Below are 20,857 nucleotides of genomic sequence, written 5' to 3'. Positions count from 1 at the left end.
AACAGATGCTCGTCATCCTGCGGCACTATTTTATCTAACGTATCGAATTTAAGTTTCAGTGATTTCTCCATATTGTAATTGTAAATTTGTAATTCTTAATAAAGTTCTTCTATCAAGAGGGGCGGAGGGGCAGTGTCAAAATAACAAAAAATAAATAACTAAGATACAACTTATGCAGCCTGCGCTAAGCCAGTTGGTAGATTACGTCAAGTCTACAAAAGTCTTTCGAAGGAACAGGAAAGATGTGGAACTTAAAATACTTGCAGCATTATTATACTTCTTTGGCCTTTCTTTGAGAAAAACAAGTGATTTTCTATCTTTATTCGAAGAAATAAGTCACGAATCTGTTAGGATTTACTACCATAGACTCAAAACAGTCTTAAAACAACCAGAAAAGAAGAAAAGAAGACTTGTTGCGATAGATGAAACAAAAATAAAACTGGAAAAGAAACAAATCTTTGTTTGGGCTGCTATAGACGTTGATACCATGGAATGCCTAGCTATATGGGCTTCTGGAGGAAGAGGAAGCTTTGAAGCTTACGTTTTCCTTAGAGAAGTTCTCAAGCATTGCGAAAACAAGCCAGAGATCGTTGTTGATAGAGGTTTCTGGTATCTGTGGGCTTTGAAAAGGTTAGGGCTGAGATACAGGCATGAAACGTTTGGTAGAAGAAATGCTGTAGAAGGATTCTTTTCGAGGTTTAAAGAGAGAACGAAGAGGTTCTGGAACAGATTTCCATTCAGGAGTTCTTTTGTCTCTGTACAGAGCTGGTTGGAGAGCTTTATGGCCTTCTACAACTACTGGAGGTGTTAACTTGACACTACCCCGCTGCGATTATTTCAACGTATCTGTACTTCTCAAACTTTGGCTTTAAATCTATTCCAGCTTTTTTGAGCCCTTCAACAACGCAATCCATATCATCCGAGTGGAAATAGATGTAAACGTAGTTCACACGATAGCATAATAATTAAAAATAGAAAAACGTTGTGTCTCACCCGGGCTTACTTTCCCTCAACCGGAGAGTAAAAGCACCTCTTCGGCGAATATACGGCTCCCTCTTTTTTCAGCTCTTTTATAATTTTTGAGACTTCATCCTTGTCAAGGCCGGTCATCTTTGCAATGTCTCCCGGCCTGAGGGGTTTACCAGCTTTTTTCATCGCCTCAAGAACCATCTGCTTTTTATCGGTCACACCTTTCACCTCCACTAATATTTTTTCAAAAAATATTTATAAGTTTTTACACTCGAACCAGAAACGTCAAACCTCGGAGTGGGCCACAAGTAATTCAGCCAGTTTGACTTAACTTTACCAGCACTTCCTCGACGAGTTTCCCAACTTTTACCACTCTGAAATCTCCGTCGTAAATTGTGATCTCTTCGTTGTCCTCTCTAAGCTTCTCCAGTGCCTCCTTTGCGCTTACAGCTCTGAGCTCGCCCAGAGCCCATGCAGCAAGCCCCCTGATTTCGGCATTTTCATGTTCGAGCAGTGGAGTTAACTTTTCGATGGGATCGGGATAAGAATCTTTAACGCTGCTGGCAGCCCTCCCGATGGCATATATTACGTACTTAAGCTCGACTTCCCAGTTATCTACCAGTGAAACGAGCATGTTTTTGAACCCTTCAAAGGGATGTGGGGCGTTTCTCCCAATTTCGCCAATTCCAAGAGGTGCCCCCACGCAATAACTTCCTGATTCGTCGTTTAGAGACCAGAAAAGACGCCTCAGAATTTTCCGAACGTGTTCTTCGTCACTTTCTGCTATATTTTTGCACACAATTCCGAGCGCCTCGGCAGCTCGAAATCTGTACAGTTCATCGCCATCGCTTAGAAACCCAATAAGGACGGATGCGAGTTTCTTCTGCCCAAATCTGGAAAGTTCGTCGAACTTTCTTAGTTTAAGCAATTCTCTAATTTCAGTTCTGTCTAAGCTCATTTTTCCACCCACTTAAAATATTATAAAATAATAAATAAATATTACGACCTCCAACACTCTTTGGACTAAGTTGACTCGGCCCTTTCTCCTGTGAACAGCAGCAGATACAGGAAAAGAGCTGTGGATGCAAGCAGAGGGCCCAGGAAGGCAAGAGTTATAATGTACAAACTCTGCTGGGTTGTGAGTGGATTTACTCTGGTTAAATCAAGCACACTGACGAGCGTACTCCTTGCAGGTTCGGGAATCGATGCAACAAATGCAGGGTCTGCCAGAGCTGCAACAAGATACGGGTACTGGCTGAATGAATTTAGCATTTCTCCGGCAAACACTGCTACCAAAGCTGCCGGACCTGCAAATACTATGAGTTTTGCCATGCCAAAGTCGTTTTTCCTTATCTTTGTGAAATAGACGGCTATTGCTAAAACCTGAATGAGAATCAGTATTGCTTTGATTGCAAAGAGCCAGGAGTAGTTGTATGCTGCGTCTATTCCGAAGGCATTTCTGAACTTGTAGTTCGCGAATACATAAAGCGTTCCAGCATATATTGCACCCAATATCAGCGTTGCTACCATTAAAAACGCTGCGTATGGCATGAATCTGTGCACGACTCTGATGGCTGTTGCGTCCCTTGTTTTTAGGTACCTGAACATGTAGGCTGAGGATATGGTTAGCGTACCTGCAGTGAGTGCAGCGGCTACAGATTTAAGATACAAAGGCAGGAGAGTTGGATTGCCAAGTGCAGCGAGAACGTTCAGATGAAGCTTCGGCTGCAACTCCAGACCAACAGGTATGTTGAGGAACGCTGAAATTGCTCTGAAGCCGAGAGGGATTATGTAAACTGAAACGAGCAGTATGAGTCCGATGGCGTAGTGCGTGCTACTGCTGAACTTATCCCAGCCGTACCAGTAGAGAACAATCGCCAGGAAATGAATGACTATCGCAAGTATCGCTATGCCAAAGGGCACAAAGGTCAGATGCCCTGCAAGTCCGATAAATCCAGGATAGAAGCTCAGCAAAAAGACGGTGAATGCTGTCCCAAAAACTCCTGCTATGCCGTAAGTTGCTCCATAGAACCTCATGAGTTCCCTTGAAACCTTTAGCATCTCTTCATCGTTCTTTAATTCAGCCCTTCTTTTTGTTATGGGAACGACCGTGGAGAATGTGATACCCAGATTGACCATTGCTATGTGCAATCCAAATACCAGTGCAAGGAAGAAGAGAACTGCTTCCATAGCTCACACCTCCTTCCAGAGGAATCTATAAACAGCAAAGCTCAGCACTGAAAGCAGTGCGACGAAGTACAGCGATATTAACGCTGCTGTTGCCACGTCCGGTGGATTTATAGTGTGCGCTGTCTGGACATCCATGATTCCGTAAATCGTCCAGGGCTTTCTGCCTATCTCTCTTACAGCCCACCCAAGGAAGCTGACGAGTTGTGCAAGTGGGGCGAGGAGTATCAGGTATTCCATTTTTGGTATCTCCTTTCCCTTCCAGATCATCACCACAACGAGCAATGCTGTGAGAAACAGCACCACTGCGAGGGCTATCTTGGCATAATAGAGCGTATGTATTGATTCAGGTGGTTTGAATTCATCAGGAATCGAGGAGTAATCTGGTATCTCTTCTTCAAAGCTACCGTACGCCATGAATGCAACGAATTTCTCGGCGAATTCAGGTGTGTTTGCTTCCATGGCTGCAAACTTTTCGGGATTCCACTCAGCAACGGCGACACCCATCTCGTGCCCCATCACAGCCCCCTGAATTATAACAGACACGAGAGCGAACGTGGCGGCATACTTCAGTCCGAGTATGGCGTGTTCACTCTTTTTCCTTGAAGCAGCCAGTGCATAACCACCAAGTGCCGTGAAGGCTGACACGGTTATGCCGGAAAACAGCGCGTGGGCGAAGGAGGCTGCATAAACTGGAGACTGGAACGTTACGGAGTAAATTCCAACGTGTCTGACTGTATTCATGATTATTGCATCCACAACGTCTTTTACTGCAACACTGCTCAGAGCTTTTTTAGCGTCTTCCAGCAGCACGAGCTGCAGTATGCTCTCGTCAACGGTCTTACCGCTGAAAGCTTCGCTTACGAGTGTGCTTACTATCCTGACTGGCATCGCAACGATGACGCTGTCTTCTGTTTTTCCAAGAACGTCCATTCCCAGCGACTGCAATTTTTCAACATCAAGTGCCTTTACAATTTCAGCGGGCACGTACAGCGTGAGCTTCGGATAGCCATCATCGTAGTTCCATCCTCCATCGTAGCTTGCGGGAATTATGCCGGTTGGGGCCTGCATGTAGCTGTTTACACTCGTTATCATTGCAGCAGAGAACCACGCCCCAGTTATCGCAAGCAAGCCCACGACAATGTGCGCTTTTGCTGGTATCCTGTTCCAGGCATACCAGAACATGTAGATAAACACTACTTCCATTAAAAATGCGAATATCTCTGCGTAGAGCGGGAAGTAGATGTACCTGCCGGCCATCTCAATCAGATTCGGCCAGAGCAACACGAGACCGAACTCTGAGGCAGTCCCCATGGCTGCTCCCACAGCAAAGACCATTATGAATCCCTTGGCCAGTGTTTTTGCAATCTTCAGCCATCGTTCATCTTTCGTTTTGAGCCACATTACTTCAGCAATCACTGCCATCAGTGGCAGTCCGAGAATGTACTGCAGTATTATCCAGTGAACCTCGATGCCTATCATCGACAGCACTCTATCGCTCGCAGCCGGATAGCTCAGCCAGTCCATACGACCACCTATAGTTTTATAATTATCTAACCATATATAGCTTTCTACTTGGTTTGAAATTACTCTAACCGTAAAGCTTATATGACACCATAATATAACTTACAAACATGGTCGAGTACGGCGAGAACGTGAACAGGATTGGTGTAACGAAGGGCACGGAGTTGGAGGAAGCGGTAAACAACGAGTTCAGAGGAGAAACGATGGAAGTTGGGATCTATCTTGCAATGGCGAGGCAGGCAGAAAGAGAAGGTTATCCGGAAATTGCAGTGGCGTTGAGAGACATAGCAATGGATGAAGCCTATCATGCAGCAAGATTTGCCGAGCTCAACGGAATGATTAAGGAGAATATAAAGGAAAGTCTGAAGGCCGCCCTCAGCGGAGAAATGAAAGCCAACAAGTGGAAGAGGGAAGTTGCAGTTAAAGCAAAGGAACTTGGAATCGATGAAGCGCACGATATATGGGATGAAGCATCGAGGGACGAGTACAGGCACGCAGAAGCTCTGAGGGGATTGCTTAAGAGATACTTTAACGAAGATGTATAAGGAATCAAAAAATTAATTACACTCCAATCCATTTTTTTGAACATTTGAGAGCCATGAAAGACGATGTAAGACTGAAAATCCTGGATTTGCTCTCGGAAAGAGAGATGGCAGTTTCCGATTTATCGAAGGAGCTTGGACTGACGAAGGCAACAGTTCTTCACCACATAAGGTACCTCTCAGAAGAAGGGCTTGTAAGGGTAACAAGGGAAGAGAGAGTCAAGAACTTTATAAAGAAGTATTATACTGTCTCTCTTCCAAATGGAGGGGCTGATAAGAAACTAATGGATGAAATACGTCTATCACTGAAGAACTTGAGCGGAGAGGAGTTCTCAAAGAGTTTAACGAGGTTCTTTGGGCTGGGTCTGCTGTCAACTTCGCCGTACCTGTTACGAAAGGTGGGATTCGAAGTTGGATATGGAGTTTTTGGGGAGTTTATTAAAGACAGGCCACTTGATGAACTGGCAGATATATGGGAAAAAATAGGGCTTGGAGTCGTTGCTGAGATAACCATTGACAAAATCGTTGTAGAAGATTGCTTCTTCTGCAGCAATTTACCCAATACAGGAAAGACCTACTGCAAATTCGATGAGGGGCTAATATCGGGAGCCCTTGAAAAGGCTACGGGAGATAAGTACATTGTGCGTGAAGTGAAATGCTGGGGAAATGGCTACGAGTTTTGTGAATTTTCGATAAAGAAAATAAAAATATAATTCCGGGATAAAAACGCTCATAGTCTTTTTCAGCGCTACTATAGTTCTGGGATTTGCCAGTCAAGCTTTGAAGCTGAATTTTTGAGAGTTATCCTGGTCTGGTAAAAGCAAGAAATTACAGCAGCTTTGTATCCGAAATTATGTAGTTTCCCGAAAACATTGCGGGAAATTGAAGTTATGTGCAATCCGCCTCCGCCCGGTAGTGTCAAGTTAACACCTCCAGTAGTTGTAGAAGGCCATAAAGCTCTCCAACCAGCTCTGTACAGAGACAAAAGAACTCCTGAATGGAAATCTGTTCCAGAACCTCTTCGTTCTCTCTTTAAACCTCGAAAAGAATCCTTCTACAGCATTTCTTCTACCAAACGTTTCATGCCTGTATCTCAGCCCTAACCTTTTCAAAGCCCACAGATACCAGAAACCTCTATCAACAACGATCTCTGGCTTGTTTTCGCAATGCTTGAGAACTTCTCTAAGGAAAACGTAAGCTTCAAAGCTTCCTCTTCCTCCAGAAGCCCATATAGCTAGGCATTCCATGGTATCAACGTCTATAGCAGCCCAAACAAAGATTTGTTTCTTTTCCAGTTTTATTTTTGTTTCATCTATCGCAACAAGTCTTCTTTTCTTCTTTTCTGGTTGTTTTAAGACTGTTTTGAGTCTATGGTAGTAAATCCTAACAGATTCGTGACTTATTTCTTCGAATAAAGATAGAAAATCACTTGTTTTTCTCAAAGAAAGGCCAAAGAAGTATAATAATGCTGCAAGTATTTTAAGTTCCACATCTTTCCTGTTCCTTCGAAAGACTTTTGTAGACTTGACGTAATCTACCAACTGGCTTAGCGCAGGCTGCATAAGTTGTATCTTAGTTATTTATTTTTTGTTATTTTGACACTGCCTCGCAGCGGATGAAGAAATTGTTCTTGGAAAGTACGAAAATGTCGCATTCATCATTTCAAATAGAGAGATAAAAATTCCTTGTGACTTTTTAAAGAAGATCAATGTGGAGATTACTCAGGCCGATGAATCATTTAACGAATTCAAATTTGGAAAATTTAAGGTTGAAGATGAAAGCAGAATTAAGCTTGATGCAGAATTCAGCGGCGAACTTTTTTACGATTTAATTCCAGCTCTTCAAATTGAGATTACAAAAGCAGAGGTACTACTTAAGGAATGCAACTTGCAGGCAGAGGTGATTTCAAGAGAGGAGAGTGAAATAATAAAGGAAGTCTCAAAGCTCTCAGATATGGCCAAGAAATCCAGTGAAGTTTCCGAGCTGGAAAGCGTTCTATCCGAAGTTTCAACGATTCACGTAGATTTCTTCAGGAAGTTCATGCACTTTAAGGACATCAGCGAGGAACTATTCTCATCCATAACGAAACTGGAAGTTATCTCCAGAAGTGCAGATCTGTTTATGGAGAAAACCTCCGAATTAAAGGAGTTTTTTGAGAGATTGAGATACTTCGAATCGAAGTTCGAGCAGACGCTGAACGGAATAAGGGATTTGTTTACACTCATTTCTTTAAGGCTCGATACGCTCAGAAACAGAGAAAACCTGGATTTACAGAGGAGAACTGCATCTCTGCAGGCTGCAGCAGCGATAATTGAATTCGTTGCCATATTTTATTACACCCTGAAGACATGGGATTACTTCACACCTCTCGAAAATGTTCCCACTTCCATCTCGTTTTTGCTGCTACTGGTATTCACAACTTCTGTCGTAGCTTTCACGGAGGTCTTTGGAGAGTGGATAAGAGAAAGAAGAATATCGAAGCGGTTCGTGGTTATGGCAGCCGTTATAGTCGCCGTAACCTTTCTGATGTACTGTATACCTAATATCTTCTAATCTTTCAGAAGCCTGATGGCTTTCAGTCTCTCATTTATCATTTTAATATGCTCCCTCTCCTGCGCTATCAGGAAATCCAGTAAGTCTGCAGTTTCATGATCTGCATCCTTCTTCATTTTCGTGTATTCTTCAATCGCTCCTTTTTCCATCTCCAGAGCTTTTTTGAGGATTTCTTCGGCCTTTATACCTTTCACTCCTTATACTGCATGAATACCTCCATTTCTTCTGGTGTTTATGATTTCTGTAAGTCAATTAGACCATTTAACCCAAAATTAATAAAAGATTAAAGCCAGGTAGAAGTATGGAGGTAGAAGTTAAGATAAAAGACTATGAAATTGATTTCGAAAAAGCGACAAGTCTGGCAAATTCGATAGCATCAAACTTTGGAGAGGCGATGCTACTCTCCTGGTGCGATTATAAAAGAGGAGTGAGAAATCCAGACGTTGAATGCTGCGGTGAAAATAGCTGGGAAATTTACGCTAAGAATAGAGGTGGAAATTTAAAGATTAAGATAAACGAAGACTATGCATTTATGTTCAGAATTCAGTAGCGGTTGGAGAGGCAGGTGGAAAGACGAGTGAAGTGGAATAGCATCGAAACTGCGGGTGAAAAACAGAATGTGACGTCCGGGTCGCTCGAGAAAAGTTCAGAATGCCTGGAATGACCTGTACCGTGGTTGTAAGAGATGCCGGTGCTGAAGACGTTAGTGTAAATCTTACTGGAGAATTTTTTCGATGAATTCTCAATTTGACCTTCACCAGTAAAAGTTATAAAACAATTGAACAATTGTTCAAATATGGAAAAGTTAGAGGATTTGCCAACCTGCCAGGTAAAAGCAAACAAGATAATCAACGAAGTGATGTCAAAGTTACCACCAGATGAAAGAATAGCTGAACTATCTGAATTTCTCGAAGCTTTCAGCGATTTTTCGCGTATAAAGATTCTTCTCGCACTACGACAACGTGAATTACGCCCATGTGATATTTCAGCCATATCAGGCTTATCTGTTTCTGCCGTTTCTCATCAACTCAGGATTTTGCGCGATAAAAAGCTCGTAAAATATCGACGTGAGGGTAAGAACGTTTATTATAGCCTTGATGATGAGCACGTAGCAGCAATTCTGGAAACAGCCCTTGTGCATGTGACTGAAAAGAAATGAAAAGTGGTATTTATGCACGAGCATGGAGAGGATAAGGAAAATGTGGTAAAAGAGCTAATCCCAATTGCCGTTTCTTCCATTTTGTTCATTGTAGGGATGATTTTTAGAGAATCGTTACACGAAATTCCCGTATTTGAATACGGAGTATTCATTACAGCCTACCTCGTAGCAGGCTGGAAAGTGATATGGAATGCTGTAAAAAACGTAAGGACTGGCGTGATATTCGACGAGTACTCCCTGATGACCATTGCAACTGCTGGAGCAATTGCAATACACGAAATGCCGGAAGCTGTTGGAGTCATGTTATTCTTCAGGATCGGTGAGTTTTTTCAGGATTTAGCCGTAGATCGTTCAAGACGCTCTATAAAATCTCTACTTGAGATAAGGCCACCCTTCGCAAATCTCAAGATTGATGAAAGGATTGAGAGGGTAAAACCTGAACAGGTGAAAGTGGGAGATCTGATCATCGTTAAGCCCGGAGAGAGAATCCCGCTGGATGGAGTTGTTATCGAAGGTTCATCAATCGTTGACACTTCAGCCCTCACCGGAGAATCCAGGCCGAGAAAGGTTGGCGCTGGAGACGAAGTTCTGTCGGGCATGGTAAACGTCAGTGGATTGCTAACAGTCAGAGTAACAAAGCCATTCAGCGAATCTACGGTTTCCAGGATACTCGAGCTGGTTGAGAAGGCAGGTGTCAGAAAGGCAAAGGCTGAGAAGTCCATAACGAGATTTGCTCGGTACTACACGCCGGCAGTTATACTGTTAGCAGTAAGTATGGCAGTAATCCCTCCAGTGCTGTTAGCTGAGCCTTTTTCGCCGTGGATTTACAGAGCACTGGTTTTACTGGTTATCTCGTGCCCATGTGCCCTGGTTCTCTCGATACCTCTGAGCTACTTTGCTGGCATCGGCAAAGCCGCTAAGGAAGGTATACTGGTTAAAGGGGCGAACTTCATAGATGCGTTAAGCAAAGCTGGCGTTGTTGCCTTCGACAAAACCGGAACACTGACGAAAGGAAGTTTTAAGGTTGTAGGTGTGATTGCAAAGAACGGATTTAACGAAGACGATGTGCTGAAGTTTGCGGCTCTGGCGGAAATGCACTCAAACCATCCGATAGCGAAGTCGATACTCGAAGCCTGCAAAGTTAGCGGTTCTGTTGAAAGCTATGAGGAGATCGCCGGAATGGGTGTAAAGGTGAAGGTAAACGGAGACACCATAATAGCCGGTAACGATGCCCTTATGCACGCTGAAGAAATAGAGCACGACACGTGCAGGGTTGAAGGAACAGTCGTACATGTCGCTGTCAATGGCGTGTATGCCGGTTACATAATCATATCCGACGAGATAAAGGATGACGCTGCAAAAGCTGTTGAAGAGTTAAAGATGTTGGGATGCAGAGTGGTTATGCTCACTGGCGACAGCAGAGGAGTGGCTGAAATAGTTGCCAGAAAGCTGGGACTGGATGAGTTCTACGCTGAACTTCTGCCAGAAGGTAAGGTGAAGATTGTAGAAAAACTCGAAAGTGAAAATACAGTTGTTTTTGCTGGAGACGGCATAAACGATGCTCCTGCTATTGCCAGAGCAGACGTGGGCGTAGCAATGAGTGGACTTGGAAGCGACGCAGCAATAGAGGTTGCTGACGTTGCGATCATGGACGACATGCCGTCCAAGGTTGCTAAAGTCATCAAACTATCGAGAAAAACTCAGCGCATCGTCTGGCAAAACATAGCCTTCGCCCTGAGCGTGAAGGGACTATTCATAATTTTGGGGTCTTTCGGCATGGCCACCATGTGGGAAGCTGTCTTTGCGGATGTAGGAGTCTCTTTAATTGCTGTTTTCAATGCCATGAGGATACTCAGATAGCAATCGTTAAAATTGTGTTGAACAATTTATGATGGGGGTGAGATTCTGGCAATAGATCCCGTATGCGGAATGGAAGTGGATGAAAAAACTGCAAAATTCAAGACAGAGTATAAGGGCAAAACGTACTATTTCTGCGCCCCGGGTTGCAAGTACATGTTCGAGAAAAATCCCGAGAAGTACCTTAAAGAGGGGCCAGTGGGCATGCACTAATTCTCATTTTTGTATCTATCAATTCTTCTTCAAATTCCCGAGAGATACTCAAAACTTAAATACTTTAAAAAATAATGTGACTTAGGTGATAATATGTCCAGATACGTTTTGCCCGAATTGCCTTATGAGTACAACGCACTCGAACCATACATAAGCGAGGAGATTTTGAAACTGCACCACGACAAGCACCACAGTGCGTATGTGAAGGGGGCAAACGCAGCCCTCGAAAAGCTCGAAAAAGCGAGAAAAGGCGAAATAGAAGTGGACATTAAGGCAGTTCTTAAAGAACTCAGCTTCCACGTTGGTGGACACATCCTCCACACAATATTTTGGAACTGCATGACGCCCGAAAAAGGCGAGCCTTCAGGTGTACTCGCTGAGAAAATAAAAGAAGAATTCGGTAGCGTTGAAAGGTTCAAGGATGAGTTCAGCAAGGCAGCAAACAGCGTTGAAGGTTCTGGCTGGGCAGCTTTGATGTACTGCCCGCTAACGGGAAGGCTGATCATACAGCAAATTGAGAAGCACAACGTAAATCTCGCCCCCGGCCTGCACATTCTTGCGTGCATAGATGTCTGGGAACACGCCTACTATTTACAGTACAAGAATGACAGAGCTTCATTCGTTAAAAACTGGTGGAACGTCGTTAACTGGAATTTCATCGAAGAGAGGCTTAAAGAAGCTATGAAATAAAAATTATATTTAGTCATTAATTTACTATTTTAATTTTAAAAAGTCCAAAACCAAAAAAATCAAAAAAATCACGGAAAGAGTGGCGGGAAATCCAGACCCTCCTTCTCGTCAAATCCGAGCATTATGTTCATGTTCTGAATCGCCTGTCCGCTCGCTCCCTTAACGAGGTTGTCTATGGCAGATGACACAACAACCCTATCTTCTCCAGCGAATACTGCGATGTCGCAGAAGTTGCTGCCCCTCACCCAGCTCAGCCTCACCATATTCTGCATCCTGACGAAGTAGCAGTCTTTGTAGAACTCTTCGTATATTCTTCTAACCTCCTCCAAACTCACGTTCTCCTTCAGGAAGATATGAGCATTCGTCAGAATCCCCCTCGACCCCGGAAAAACCTGTGGTGTGAACGAGACTTTAACTCCATCCTGTAACTCCCCGATTTCCTGAACCATCTCGTAGTAGTGCCTGTGGTTCGTAACCTTGTACGGCACGATTGCCTCATGCAGGTTAGGGTAGTGTGTGAATTCCGTAGGCTTTATGCCTGCTCCAGTGATTCCGCTCTTTGAGTCAAAAACAACCCTTTCGATTAGCCCAGCCTTCGCGAGCGGTGCGGCAGCGAGAATGCATCCCGTCGGATAGCAGCCTGGATTTGCAACGAGGTCTGCTTTCGCAACCTCATCCCTGTGCAGCTCTGGCAGGCCGTAAACAGCCTCTCTGTAAGCCTCGTGCTCGAGCCCGTAGGCTTTTTCGTAAACATCCTTTTGAAGCCTGTAATCTGCAGAGAGGTCAACGACCTTTATCCCAACATCGAGCAGTTGCGGAACGTACTTCATCGCTTCACCATGTGGAACTGCCGTGAAAACGATATCACAGCCGTCAAAGTTCTTAATTTCCGGAGAGACGAACGTGAGATCGCAGAAACCCTTAAGAAATGGATGACACTCCCACACGGGCTTCCCTTCCCACTTCCTCGACGTTACTGCCACCACTTCGGCTTTGGGATGCTTGTAGAGTAGCCTGAGGAGTTCGGAGCCCGTATAACCGCTCCCACCAACTATTCCCACCTTCACCATACAGGCCACCTCAATGCCCTTGGTAAAAAGCTTTCTGTTTAGTCAACGCCATTTCTTTATGTACCTCTCTCCGCTGAATCTGATCCCCTGGAAGAAGATAGAGAGCTGGGCGTGTGTGCATTGCGGGAAATGCTGCTCAAGCTACGACATCCCCGTAACGTTTGAAGAAGAGGAGAGGCTAAAAAAGTATGGAAACGTTTTCAAAAAGGCTAAAATCGGCCTCTACCTCAGAAAAAAGAAGGGAAAATGTGTCTTCTGGAGAAAAAACAGGGGATGCACGATTTACGCAGAGAGACCTAAGGCGTGCAGGAGCTACCCATTTTACGTGAGGAAAGAGGGGGAAGAGGACGCGTACTTCGACGGATTCTTTATATACATCGATGCTGAATGCAGAGGAATTAATAAAGGGGACCCAAATAGTTTATTGCAATGGATAAAATACGCAATCGAGATAAAAAATAGTTAAATTGACGTAATGATTGGTTGTCAGATGTTCCACAAAATTGAATAACCTACCACAAAATGGAAAACTTAATATACTGTAATTTTAACGAGGATCAAATCTGCATATGAATACACATGTGAACATCATCAACAGGAAGAATCTGATGGGTTACTTTATCGGATTAATATTCTCTACCTTCATGTCTTTCTGATTTTTAGAAACATAGAAAAGTTTATTTAGTTGATATTGCAAAGCATTACTATGAGCAAAGTAGTACACATAATGCCGGTTGGTTTAAACAAAGAGAGGTTGCTCGAAAGCATAAGAAGAAGCGGTTACCCGATTCAAAAGGTATATCTGGTTCTGGGAAATGACAAGGGACTTAGCGGTGAAGAAGACGTTCACAAAGCTGCAGAAGAGATCGAGAAGACGCTGAATGTACTCGTAGAGGTAGAGAAGATTTACGTTGATAAACTCGACGTCTACTCTGCAGCGCTCGACATGTTGAAGGTAATAAAGACGGAGCTGGACGAGGGTAACGAGATACTCATCAACGCAAGCGATGCGCCGAGGACGCTCTGCATCGCGTGCTATATAGCTGCCCAGCTTTCGGGAAGCAGGCTGTACATAGCAATGCCGAAATATGAGGGTGGCAAGGAAGTCGGCATCGAAAAGATCGTAGAGATACCGATTCCACCGCTCAAGAGGATTAGCGACGACAAGATAGTGATAGTGAAGACAATTCAGGAGCAGGGTGGAGAGGTAGAGTCCATCAACAAGCTCATCGAACTCCTCGAGGGCAAGACCGAAGACCAGAAGAAGTACATGGCCCAGAGAGCAAGAATGAGCTATCACCTCAAGGGACTTGAAGAGGACGGACTTGTTGAGATGCGCAGAGAGGGCAAGAACGTCAAGATAAAGCTGACTGAGCTTGGTAAGGCCTACGCCCTGATGGCCGCTTAATTTTTATACCTCTTTTTTAATTTTTGTGTATGCTTAACTGTGCCATCATCGGCGATGGATTCAGAGAATTGGAGGAGCTTTTGCTTGCTCACGATTTTACCGTCGAAGTATGTAATATCAGCAAAAAGCTTGAGTTTGAAGCAGATGTTGTTTTTCTCCTTCAGGAACCGCTCGAATCTGAAATACCCCTCGTTTCGAGACTCGTGAAGTACAAACCCATTATATGCCAGCCCGATGCGTTCACACTCCTCGAAAAGTCAAAAAGAAGGGAGCACTGGCTGAACATGCATGGCATACGCCTGGAAGAAATCCTGTGGGTTGACGGTGATGAAGTTCTCCTTTCAGCAGCTTCAATGAGAGGAAAGCACACATACTTTGCAGGAGTTGAATACATCGCAGCGATAAAACCATACCACCTCTACTCCGGCTGGGAGGTCGTGCTTAACGGTAGCGAGGGATGTAAGGCGATGCTTGGAGACCTTGCTGTTAGAACGGGGAAAGACGTCATCCTCGGTCAAAGGAAAGGAAATCTCGTCGTATTTTCCGCAGACATTCTGTCCGACAGAGCCTTCAAACTCGGAGATAACGACCGCTTCGTGCTTAATCTACTTTCGGATATGCTCGGAAGTGCCGAAGTTTTTGGTTAATCAGAACATCAGTCAAAGAAGTCCAGCAGAGTTGGACTTCTCTTTTTCTCCCTGAGCAGCCCTGCTATGACCGCGAAATCCTCCTCAAACATCTCCCTGAGCTGAGGCCGGTAGAGGATTGCCGCCGGATGGTATATTGCTATCAGCCTTACCTTCTTCCCCCACCGCTCAACCTCCTTAACTCTCCCCCTCTCCTTCGAAATTCCTCTGAACTCGATGCCGAAGAAGTTGAAAAGGAATGATGCTGAGTGTCTGCCAAGGCACACAATTATTGAAGGCTTTATAACATCGAGCTGTCTTATCAGGTACGGGCTGCACGCTTCAATCTCCTCGGGCAGAGGATCCCTGTTATTCGGCGGTCTGCACTTCAGTATGTTACCGATGAAGACATCTTCTCTCCTGAGTCCGAGTTTTTCAATCATTTCTGTAAGGATCTTACCGGCGTTGCCAACGAAAGGTCTGCCCTGCCTGTCCTCCTCCCTGCCAGGAGCTTCACCAACAAAAACGACCTCTGCTTTTGGATTTCCCTCTCCCGGGACGTAGTTAGTCTTTGTTTTCCACAGATTACACTTTTTGCAGCTCCGTATTTCTGCCTCGATGTCTTCAAGGCTTTCCATGACAGACGGGGAACTTAGCTCAATAAAAGCTTTGAGCTTTGCTCACTAAAACCTGAGCTTTCTCGCCGCAACAATCAACGGGTCCCACACAGGTGAGAAAGGTGGTGCGTAAGGTAGGTCTGAGAAAAAGACGTCTTTAGTAGTCAGTCCGTTTTGAATTGCGATGGCTGCAGCGTTAATCCTTGGAAAAACGCTTTTTCCAACGGCCTGAACTCCCAGTAGCCGTTTGTTTTCGTCAACCACCATTTTGAGCCATATCTCACCGCTTCCGCAGTAGTGCGCCTCTGCCCGGGTCTTTATCATCACAGACTGTACATCAAGTCCTTCTTTTTTCGCCTCCGTCTCGCTCAAACCCGCCTTACCTATTTCCAAATCGTGGAACCTCGTTATCTGTGCTCCTATCGCTCCTGGAAATTCCAGACTTCCGCCACACGCGTTCACTCCTGCTACGTATCCCATTTTGTTCGCCACGGGTGCGAGGGGAATCCAGTCCTTCTTTCCGGTCACGAGGTTAGTCGTCTCCACACAGTCACCTGCTGCAAAAACCTCATCAATGTTCGTTCTCATGTGCTCGTCGACTTCTATCGCCCCGGTTTCACCCAGTCTGACGCCTATCTGCTTCGCCAGCTCTACATTCGGCTCTGCCCCCACGGCCAGAATAACAAAGTCGGCTTTGTACTCCCCCTTATCCGTAATAACCCTCTCAACCCTGTCCTTACCCTCAAAGGCCACAACTCTTTCATTCAACCTCAGATTTACTTTTTTCTTCACCTCTTTTGTAACAACAGACGCAATATCTGCATCAAAATTGGGGAGAGGGTGCTCGAGCGTCTCGATTACGGTCACTTTTTTGTTAGAGAGTGCTTCCGCCATCTCAAGGCCAATGTAACCCGAACCAACGATAACAACGTTTTCTCCTCTGGCCCGGATTATTCGCTCTGCATCTGGCGGTAAGTCAACGGTGAATATATTTTCAAGCCCTACACCATCTATGCGAGGTATCACGGGCGAAGCTCCAGTTGCAAGAATTAGAACGTCCCACCAGTACTTTTTCTCTTTTCCGCCTTCTTCAACCAGCAAATAGCCGTAGCCTGCTTCAACAACCTTTGCGTTAGTGTGAAGGTCAATTCCCCTTTCCTTAACGAAAAACTCTGGTGGGTAGTACATGAGGCCATCAACATCAGTAATTCCCGCTACTGCATATGGGATTCCACAGGGAGCGTGGCTAACAAAGCTCGATGCTTCAAATACAGACACCTTCCACTCCGGTTTTATGGCTCTGATTCTCGACGCAGCGGTCATGCCTGCTGCGCCACCACCAACTACGGCTACATGCATACTGATAGTACGCCTTCAAAATACAAAAGTGTGCTGCTATAATTATTCTAAATCACAATTAAAGCTCAAAATTAAAACCACAAGCCATTAAATTCGTCATATACAATACCCGTCAATCCCAGAACTTCCTCGTCCTGATGTACCTTTTCTCCGCCTCCAGCAGTTCCAGGAAAAAGTCTCTTTCGCTTGGATAAAACCTTGCAAGTATCCTCGCAGCGTTCTCAGCCCCAACGCCGTGGGTGTTCATCGCATAAACGGCCTTTTTGCCGTAGCTCATCACGAGATTTGCGATCCTGAAGAGTTCCTCCTTTTTGAACTCCTCGATGCTCCTCCTCGCGTTTACGCATGCGACGAGCTTAGATCCGCACCTAATACACCTGACTTCATCTATAGAGCCTACCCTTTCTCGAATCGTGCAACCGCAGTTAAGGCAGTGGAGGATGCAGAACTCCTCGTCGAGTCTCCTCCTGAAAACAGCAAGAATCGCTTCTGTAGGCTTTGATGGCATTAGCAGGTCGAAGGCCTGTTGCCTCGGAACGAGAGAGATAGGACTCAGGCTGCCGTAAACAGAGATGCCAATTTCACTTCCAAGCTTTGAGACGATTTCTTTTACCCTTTCAACATCGAATCTCTCGACAAATATTTCCCTGACCGCCTCGCTGTATATTGGCGTGTCCTTTAGCCTCAAAACGAGGTTTCTGAGGTTCATCCTGCTCAAATCAGCATCCTTGCTCAGGTATCCGAACTTCCTCGCAGCGTTGATTACCTTCCACTGCAGGAGCTTCGTGTCAATCAAAGCCCTTTCCGCAAGCCATTCAACCGCATCGCTATCTATCGAAAGCAAAACTTCTTTAACTTCTTCTGCCCTTGCGGGCGAGAGCTTTATCCTGTATGGGTCGATCTCAACGGCAACGTTGCTGCCCCTCCTTGCAGACAGAAGCATTGCCACGATTCTACCGAGTGCCTCGTTTACTCTGTGCCCGAAGCAGGCGTTGATGATTGCCACCCCGCCCGACGATTCAATGGTTATATGCCTGTCAGAAGACACTTCGAAGTTCTTTATGTGCTCCTCGATTACGTCAAAAACCTCCAGGCATGCAGCCCTGTTCGTTCTGAACTTCTCCATAAGAGCTTTGATGGTCTCCTCTCTGCCTTCGTTCCTCAGCATGTTTGCAATCCACAGTCGGAGCAAGCCAACATCCTGGGCAACTTCGTAGGGTACAGGAATTTCCTCGCCAGCCCACGACGGGATATCACCCTCTTTTGCCACAGGCTCAACTTTTACGACGTCATCAACGGATACAACTCTCCAGAGCTCGCCTTTCATGGCAAATACTTCACCGCTGAAGGTTGAGAGGAAGCTCTCGTCGAGAACACCTATCGTTTTACCCGTCGTGATGTCAACGACCCTGTAGTGCTTCTCATCGGGAATCATCGATATGTTGTCGTAGAAATACCTCCTCGTCTTTCTCAAAGGCGCTATTTCCTCGCCGTCGAAGGCAATTACGTTCCCGTCTGCGAGGAACTCGCATATCTCAACGAACTTCTCGTAGCTCAAACCCCTGTAGGGATACGCCCGTCTTATAATCGAATAGACCTTTTCAGCCCTAATCCGGCCATATTCGAGGGCTATGGCAGCTATCTGATTTGCGAGGGTGTCAAGGCTCATCACGTGCATCGTTTCGTCTTCTATCAGCCCCTCCTCAGCCCTTTTGACGATTACCCACGACTCAAGGATTTCGTCGAAGCTCGAGGCAATTATACAGCCCTTCGAAACTTTGCCAGCCTTATGCCCGCTCCTGCCAACCCTCTGGATAAGCCTCGAAACTTGCCTCGGGCTGTTGTACTGGATAACGACATCGACGTGGCCGATATCTATACCGAGCTCCATGGAGGATGTACAGATCAGGGCTTTGAGGTCTCCTCTGGCAAATCTATTCTCGCTCTCAATCCTCGCCTCCTTCGACAGAGATCCGTGGTGAACTTCAACGCTTAATAGCTTTTTCAGCTTCAAACCGAGAGCTTCGGCGGTCTGGCGGGTATTGACGAAGATTAAAGCGGACGTGTGTTTCTCAGCAATTTCCCTGATAAGTCTGAGCTGTGCAGCTATTTCGGCATCAACGAACAGCTCTTCTGCAAGCTTTGAGTCCTCTTCGCAAACTTCCGGCTTTACAACCTCGTACTGGTAGAGCTTCTCCTCTCCGCCCTCAATTACCTCCACATTTCTACCAAGGAAGGCTGCAATCCTCTTTGGATTGCTTACTGTTGCGGAAAGGCCGATAGTCTGGAATCTCGCAAGCTCCCTAAGCCTTTCAAGGGCAACGCTGAGCTGTATACCCCTCTCGCTGTCTGCAAGCTCATGAACCTCATCAACGACAACGTATCTTACGTTTTTCAAAGCATTCCTGAGATTCTTTCCGAGAAACAGAATCTGAAGGGTTTCGGGTGTCGTTACGAGGATGTGGGGAGGTTTTCTGGATTGCTTTGATCGCTCGGACTGGCTCGTATCGCCGTGCCTTACGGCAATTTTAAAGCCGAGTTCTTCGGCAATAGCTTTGAGCCTGCGGAGCATGTCACGGTTGAGGGCTCGCAGCGGGGTTATGTAGACGAGAGCTATACCCTCTGGTCTCTCCTCAACCATCCGCTGCAGAATGGGGGTTATTGCAGCTTCCGTTTTTCCAGAGCCTGTGGGAGCTATTATGAGCAGGTTCCTTCCTTCAAGTACTCTTTTCGCCGCCTCCTCCTGCAACCTGCTGAGCTTTTCAATTCCTGCATGCTTCAGAGCTTCGAGGACCTGCTGGGAAAGCATCGTAATCTGTTTGTATGCTAATATGGTTTTTAAAAATGTACTGCTGGCCTGCTGTTCTAACACGGAAATGTTAAGTGTCACAAAATACAACTATTGCAGTTGGTGGTTGTTATGAAGATCGTTCACATCTCAGACATTCATTTTGGTGAAGAGCTCGTTAGAGATAAGGTCAGAAAGGCTGTAAGGCAGATAAACGAGATGGACCCTGACCTAGTCATAATAACCGGTGACTTAACATGCTGGGGGACTCACCACGAAATGAGGGATGCTTACGAGGAGCTGTCCAACCTCACGCCCGAGTTCGTTGCGCTGCCCGGCAACCATGATGCGAGAAACATAGGTTACGAGTACTTCAAGCTTTACTTTGGAAAGACGAAGAAAGTTCTCGATTTCGAGGATTTCAGGCTGATAACGGCGGATAGCACCCAGCCAGACATCGACGAGGGACACATTGGGATAGAGCAGAGAGAGTGGATTGAAGGGAACATAAAGAAGGGAAAGATCAACGCAATAGCCCTGCACCACCACATCGTGCCGATTCCGGAGACAGGAAGGGAGAGGAACGTTCTGATTGATGCTGGGGAGATGGTCGAACTGCTCATAAGGAACGGTGTCAGCTTCGTGCTTGCCGGTCACCGCCACATGCCATACTCCATAAGGCTGATGAGGACGCACATAATACATGCTGGCTCTCTCGGCTCCTTCAAAATCCTCGGCATGCCCGATCACAACTACAACATCATAGAGATAGAAGACGACAAAATCTCGTTAACACTCAAATTCGTCGATTACGGAGAGGTGAAGATAGGCGAGTACAGCATCCATACAACTGTTCCTGAGTCCGTGGACATATACCGCAGGATAGCTAAGCCCAAGAAGATACTCTTCGTTTCCAGAAGAAACGCCTGCAGAACCCAGATAGCTGAAGCGCTGTTCAACAGGCTCTCTCCTCACAACATGCTCGCAGTAAGCTCGGGACTGGAGCCGGCGGAGAGGATAGACGATTCTGCAAAAGCTCTACTTGCTGAACTTGGCTTAAATTCGGACAGAAGGCCAAAGAAGCTTCCCGAAGGCGAGGACTTCGATCTCGTAGTATCCTTTGATGAAGATGTGAATGCAGACGAGTACTGGAAAGTCAAGAGTCCGGAAAATCTGGATGAGTGTAGAAAAGCTGCGAAAGAAATTGAGAGAAGAGTCAGGGATTTAATATCGAGACTGATAGCTTGGGAATATCCTGCGAAAGCCAAACCCTTTTAACCCCCTGCGACAAGTAG

General features: G+C 45.6%; 24 protein-coding genes. 13 read left to right on the top strand and 11 right to left on the bottom strand.

Features of this window, described 5'->3' with window-relative positions; translation table 11 throughout:
* Positions 1 to 172: 172 nt before the first annotated feature.
* Complete coding sequence (locus ARCVE_RS03185) at positions 173 to 811, top strand: IS6 family transposase (protein ID WP_013682893.1); 639 nt, start codon at positions 173 to 175, stop codon at positions 809 to 811.
* Positions 812 to 818: 7 nt separating this feature from the next.
* On the opposite strand, the gene ARCVE_RS11690 is transcribed toward ARCVE_RS03185, so the two are convergent.
* The 5 genes from ARCVE_RS11690 to ARCVE_RS03165 form a co-directional block, all read right to left on the bottom strand.
* On the bottom strand, positions 819 to 950 hold the full coding sequence (locus ARCVE_RS11690; protein WP_013683337.1) for a hypothetical protein: 132 nt from the start codon (positions 948 to 950) through the stop codon (positions 819 to 821).
* A gap of 49 nt (positions 951 to 999) precedes the next feature.
* Complete coding sequence (locus ARCVE_RS03180) at positions 1,000 to 1,188, bottom strand: MarR family transcriptional regulator (RefSeq protein WP_013683336.1); 189 nt, start codon at positions 1,186 to 1,188, stop codon at positions 1,000 to 1,002.
* A gap of 94 nt (positions 1,189 to 1,282) precedes the next feature.
* Positions 1,283 to 1,927, bottom strand: a complete 645-nt coding sequence (locus ARCVE_RS03175) for a DVU0298 family protein (protein WP_013683335.1) — start codon at positions 1,925 to 1,927, stop codon at positions 1,283 to 1,285.
* A 65-nt stretch (positions 1,928 to 1,992) separates the two neighbouring features.
* Positions 1,993 to 3,159 carry a cytochrome ubiquinol oxidase subunit I gene (locus ARCVE_RS03170; RefSeq protein ID WP_013683334.1) on the bottom strand — a complete coding sequence of 389 codons (1,167 nt, stop codon included), beginning with the start codon at positions 3,157 to 3,159 and terminating at the stop codon, positions 1,993 to 1,995.
* Positions 3,160 to 3,162: 3 nt separating this feature from the next.
* A complete protein-coding gene (locus ARCVE_RS03165) occupies positions 3,163 to 4,683 on the bottom strand; it encodes a cytochrome ubiquinol oxidase subunit I (RefSeq protein WP_013683333.1) in 1,521 nt (506 codons plus the stop codon).
* A 107-nt stretch (positions 4,684 to 4,790) separates the two neighbouring features.
* Here ARCVE_RS03165 and ARCVE_RS03160 point away from each other — a divergent pair, with 107 nt between their 5' ends.
* Together ARCVE_RS03160 and ARCVE_RS03155 are read left to right on the top strand one after the other, a co-directional pair.
* Complete coding sequence (locus ARCVE_RS03160; protein ID WP_013683332.1) at positions 4,791 to 5,225, top strand: ferritin-like domain-containing protein; 435 nt, start codon at positions 4,791 to 4,793, stop codon at positions 5,223 to 5,225.
* A gap of 53 nt (positions 5,226 to 5,278) precedes the next feature.
* On the top strand, positions 5,279 to 5,935 hold the full coding sequence (locus tag ARCVE_RS03155; protein WP_013683331.1) for a V4R domain-containing protein: 657 nt from the start codon (positions 5,279 to 5,281) through the stop codon (positions 5,933 to 5,935).
* A gap of 210 nt (positions 5,936 to 6,145) precedes the next feature.
* On the opposite strand, the gene ARCVE_RS03150 is transcribed toward ARCVE_RS03155, so the two are convergent.
* Positions 6,146 to 6,784, bottom strand: a complete 639-nt coding sequence (locus tag ARCVE_RS03150; RefSeq protein ID WP_013682893.1) for an IS6 family transposase — start codon at positions 6,782 to 6,784, stop codon at positions 6,146 to 6,148.
* A gap of 148 nt (positions 6,785 to 6,932) precedes the next feature.
* Here ARCVE_RS03150 and ARCVE_RS03145 point away from each other — a divergent pair, with 148 nt between their 5' ends.
* Positions 6,933 to 7,775 carry a hypothetical protein gene (locus ARCVE_RS03145; protein WP_013683330.1) on the top strand — a complete coding sequence of 281 codons (843 nt, stop codon included), beginning with the start codon at positions 6,933 to 6,935 and terminating at the stop codon, positions 7,773 to 7,775.
* On the opposite strand, the gene ARCVE_RS03140 is transcribed toward ARCVE_RS03145, so the two are convergent.
* Positions 7,772 to 7,969 (bottom strand): ferritin-like domain-containing protein, encoded by a 198-nt coding sequence (locus ARCVE_RS03140; protein WP_013683329.1) that lies wholly within the window; start codon positions 7,967 to 7,969, stop codon positions 7,772 to 7,774. The genes ARCVE_RS03145 and ARCVE_RS03140 overlap by 4 nt on opposite strands.
* 107 nt (positions 7,970 to 8,076) lie before the next feature.
* Between ARCVE_RS03140 and ARCVE_RS03135 the strand changes: the two genes are divergently transcribed.
* The 5 genes from ARCVE_RS03135 to ARCVE_RS03115 all read left to right on the top strand — a co-directional run bounded on the left by ARCVE_RS03135 (position 8,077) and on the right by ARCVE_RS03115 (position 11,694).
* Positions 8,077 to 8,325 (top strand): AF1514 family protein, encoded by a 249-nt coding sequence (locus ARCVE_RS03135; RefSeq protein ID WP_013683328.1) that lies wholly within the window; start codon positions 8,077 to 8,079, stop codon positions 8,323 to 8,325.
* 246 nt (positions 8,326 to 8,571) lie between these two features.
* On the top strand, positions 8,572 to 8,934 hold the full coding sequence (locus ARCVE_RS11250; protein WP_013683327.1) for an ArsR/SmtB family transcription factor: 363 nt from the start codon (positions 8,572 to 8,574) through the stop codon (positions 8,932 to 8,934).
* 12 nt (positions 8,935 to 8,946) lie between these two features.
* Entirely contained in the window at positions 8,947 to 10,794 is a 1,848-nt protein-coding gene (locus ARCVE_RS03125) for a heavy metal translocating P-type ATPase (RefSeq protein ID WP_013683326.1), read from the top strand.
* Positions 10,795 to 10,839: 45 nt separating this feature from the next.
* Positions 10,840 to 11,004 (top strand): YHS domain-containing protein, encoded by a 165-nt coding sequence (locus ARCVE_RS03120; RefSeq protein ID WP_083809315.1) that lies wholly within the window; start codon positions 10,840 to 10,842, stop codon positions 11,002 to 11,004.
* Positions 11,005 to 11,097: 93 nt separating this feature from the next.
* Positions 11,098 to 11,694 (top strand): superoxide dismutase, encoded by a 597-nt coding sequence (locus ARCVE_RS03115; RefSeq protein WP_013683324.1) that lies wholly within the window; start codon positions 11,098 to 11,100, stop codon positions 11,692 to 11,694.
* A 68-nt stretch (positions 11,695 to 11,762) separates the two neighbouring features.
* On the opposite strand, the gene argC is transcribed toward ARCVE_RS03115, so the two are convergent.
* On the bottom strand, positions 11,763 to 12,764 hold the full coding sequence (argC, locus tag ARCVE_RS03110) for an N-acetyl-gamma-glutamyl-phosphate reductase (protein ID WP_013683323.1): 1,002 nt from the start codon (positions 12,762 to 12,764) through the stop codon (positions 11,763 to 11,765).
* Positions 12,765 to 12,822: 58 nt separating this feature from the next.
* On the opposite strand from argC, the gene ARCVE_RS03105 reads away from it, so the two are divergent.
* The 3 genes from ARCVE_RS03105 to ARCVE_RS03095 all read left to right on the top strand — a co-directional run bounded on the left by ARCVE_RS03105 (position 12,823) and on the right by ARCVE_RS03095 (position 14,819).
* Positions 12,823 to 13,230: a YkgJ family cysteine cluster protein gene (locus ARCVE_RS03105; protein ID WP_013683322.1), complete on the top strand. Its 408-nt coding sequence runs from the start codon at positions 12,823 to 12,825 to the stop codon at positions 13,228 to 13,230.
* 240 nt (positions 13,231 to 13,470) lie between these two features.
* Positions 13,471 to 14,172, top strand: coding sequence for an HFX_2341 family transcriptional regulator domain-containing protein (locus ARCVE_RS03100; RefSeq protein ID WP_013683321.1), 702 nt, complete (start codon positions 13,471 to 13,473; stop codon positions 14,170 to 14,172).
* 29 nt (positions 14,173 to 14,201) lie between these two features.
* On the top strand, positions 14,202 to 14,819 hold the full coding sequence (locus tag ARCVE_RS03095; RefSeq protein WP_013683320.1) for a hypothetical protein: 618 nt from the start codon (positions 14,202 to 14,204) through the stop codon (positions 14,817 to 14,819).
* 8 nt (positions 14,820 to 14,827) lie between these two features.
* Here ARCVE_RS03095 and udg read toward each other — a convergent pair whose 3' ends face one another.
* The 3 genes from udg to ARCVE_RS03080 all read right to left on the bottom strand — a co-directional run bounded on the left by udg (position 14,828) and on the right by ARCVE_RS03080 (position 19,583).
* Positions 14,828 to 15,436 (bottom strand): type-4 uracil-DNA glycosylase, encoded by a 609-nt coding sequence (gene udg, locus ARCVE_RS03090; protein ID WP_013683319.1) that lies wholly within the window; start codon positions 15,434 to 15,436, stop codon positions 14,828 to 14,830.
* Between the two features lie 45 nt (positions 15,437 to 15,481).
* Positions 15,482 to 16,774, bottom strand: a complete 1,293-nt coding sequence (locus ARCVE_RS03085; RefSeq protein ID WP_013683318.1) for an FAD-dependent oxidoreductase — start codon at positions 16,772 to 16,774, stop codon at positions 15,482 to 15,484.
* Positions 16,775 to 16,886: 112 nt separating this feature from the next.
* Positions 16,887 to 19,583, bottom strand: a complete 2,697-nt coding sequence (locus tag ARCVE_RS03080; protein WP_013683317.1) for a DEAD/DEAH box helicase — start codon at positions 19,581 to 19,583, stop codon at positions 16,887 to 16,889.
* 111 nt (positions 19,584 to 19,694) lie between these two features.
* On the opposite strand from ARCVE_RS03080, the gene ARCVE_RS03075 reads away from it, so the two are divergent.
* The gene (locus ARCVE_RS03075) at positions 19,695 to 20,840 is read left to right on the top strand and encodes a metallophosphoesterase (RefSeq protein WP_013683316.1); all 1,146 of its coding nucleotides are present in this window, start codon (positions 19,695 to 19,697) and stop codon (positions 20,838 to 20,840) included.
* Positions 20,841 to 20,857: the final 17 nt, after the last annotated feature.

The organism is Archaeoglobus veneficus SNP6 (genome assembly GCF_000194625.1).
GTDB classification, from domain to species: Archaea; Halobacteriota; Archaeoglobi; order Archaeoglobales; family Archaeoglobaceae; genus Archaeoglobus_C; species Archaeoglobus_C veneficus.
The sequence above is the reverse complement of the archived record's forward strand: the minus strand, read 5'-3'. Positions and strand labels throughout refer to the sequence as shown.

What these genes read in the sequence shown, in the direction of transcription:
- ARCVE_RS03155 (WP_013683331.1), top strand. Translation starts at nt 5,279, where the DNA reads ATGAAAGACGATGTAAGACTGAAAATCCTGGATTTGCTCTCGGAAAGA.
- ARCVE_RS11250 (WP_013683327.1), top strand. Translation starts at nt 8,572, where the DNA reads ATGGAAAAGTTAGAGGATTTGCCAACCTGCCAGGTAAAAGCAAACAAG.
- argC (WP_013683323.1), bottom strand. Translation starts at nt 12,764, where the DNA reads ATGGTGAAGGTGGGAATAGTTGGTGGGAGCGGTTATACGGGCTCCGAA.
- ARCVE_RS03150 (WP_013682893.1), bottom strand. Translation starts at nt 6,784, where the DNA reads ATGCAGCCTGCGCTAAGCCAGTTGGTAGATTACGTCAAGTCTACAAAA.
- ARCVE_RS03185 (WP_013682893.1), top strand. Translation starts at nt 173, where the DNA reads ATGCAGCCTGCGCTAAGCCAGTTGGTAGATTACGTCAAGTCTACAAAA.
- ARCVE_RS03095 (WP_013683320.1), top strand. Translation starts at nt 14,202, where the DNA reads ATGCTTAACTGTGCCATCATCGGCGATGGATTCAGAGAATTGGAGGAG.
- ARCVE_RS03100 (WP_013683321.1), top strand. Translation starts at nt 13,471, where the DNA reads ATGAGCAAAGTAGTACACATAATGCCGGTTGGTTTAAACAAAGAGAGG.
- ARCVE_RS03170 (WP_013683334.1), bottom strand. Translation starts at nt 3,159, where the DNA reads ATGGAAGCAGTTCTCTTCTTCCTTGCACTGGTATTTGGATTGCACATA.
- ARCVE_RS03125 (WP_013683326.1), top strand. Translation starts at nt 8,947, where the DNA reads ATGCACGAGCATGGAGAGGATAAGGAAAATGTGGTAAAAGAGCTAATC.
- ARCVE_RS03175 (WP_013683335.1), bottom strand. Translation starts at nt 1,927, where the DNA reads ATGAGCTTAGACAGAACTGAAATTAGAGAATTGCTTAAACTAAGAAAG.
- ARCVE_RS03075 (WP_013683316.1), top strand. Translation starts at nt 19,695, where the DNA reads ATGAAGATCGTTCACATCTCAGACATTCATTTTGGTGAAGAGCTCGTT.
- ARCVE_RS03165 (WP_013683333.1), bottom strand. Translation starts at nt 4,683, where the DNA reads ATGGACTGGCTGAGCTATCCGGCTGCGAGCGATAGAGTGCTGTCGATG.
- ARCVE_RS03105 (WP_013683322.1), top strand. Translation starts at nt 12,823, where the DNA reads ATGTACCTCTCTCCGCTGAATCTGATCCCCTGGAAGAAGATAGAGAGC.
- ARCVE_RS03160 (WP_013683332.1), top strand. Translation starts at nt 4,791, where the DNA reads ATGGTCGAGTACGGCGAGAACGTGAACAGGATTGGTGTAACGAAGGGC.
- ARCVE_RS03115 (WP_013683324.1), top strand. Translation starts at nt 11,098, where the DNA reads ATGTCCAGATACGTTTTGCCCGAATTGCCTTATGAGTACAACGCACTC.
- ARCVE_RS03080 (WP_013683317.1), bottom strand. Translation starts at nt 19,583, where the DNA reads ATGCTTTCCCAGCAGGTCCTCGAAGCTCTGAAGCATGCAGGAATTGAA.
- udg (WP_013683319.1), bottom strand. Translation starts at nt 15,436, where the DNA reads ATGGAAAGCCTTGAAGACATCGAGGCAGAAATACGGAGCTGCAAAAAG.
- ARCVE_RS03085 (WP_013683318.1), bottom strand. Translation starts at nt 16,774, where the DNA reads ATGCATGTAGCCGTAGTTGGTGGTGGCGCAGCAGGCATGACCGCTGCG.
- ARCVE_RS03135 (WP_013683328.1), top strand. Translation starts at nt 8,077, where the DNA reads ATGGAGGTAGAAGTTAAGATAAAAGACTATGAAATTGATTTCGAAAAA.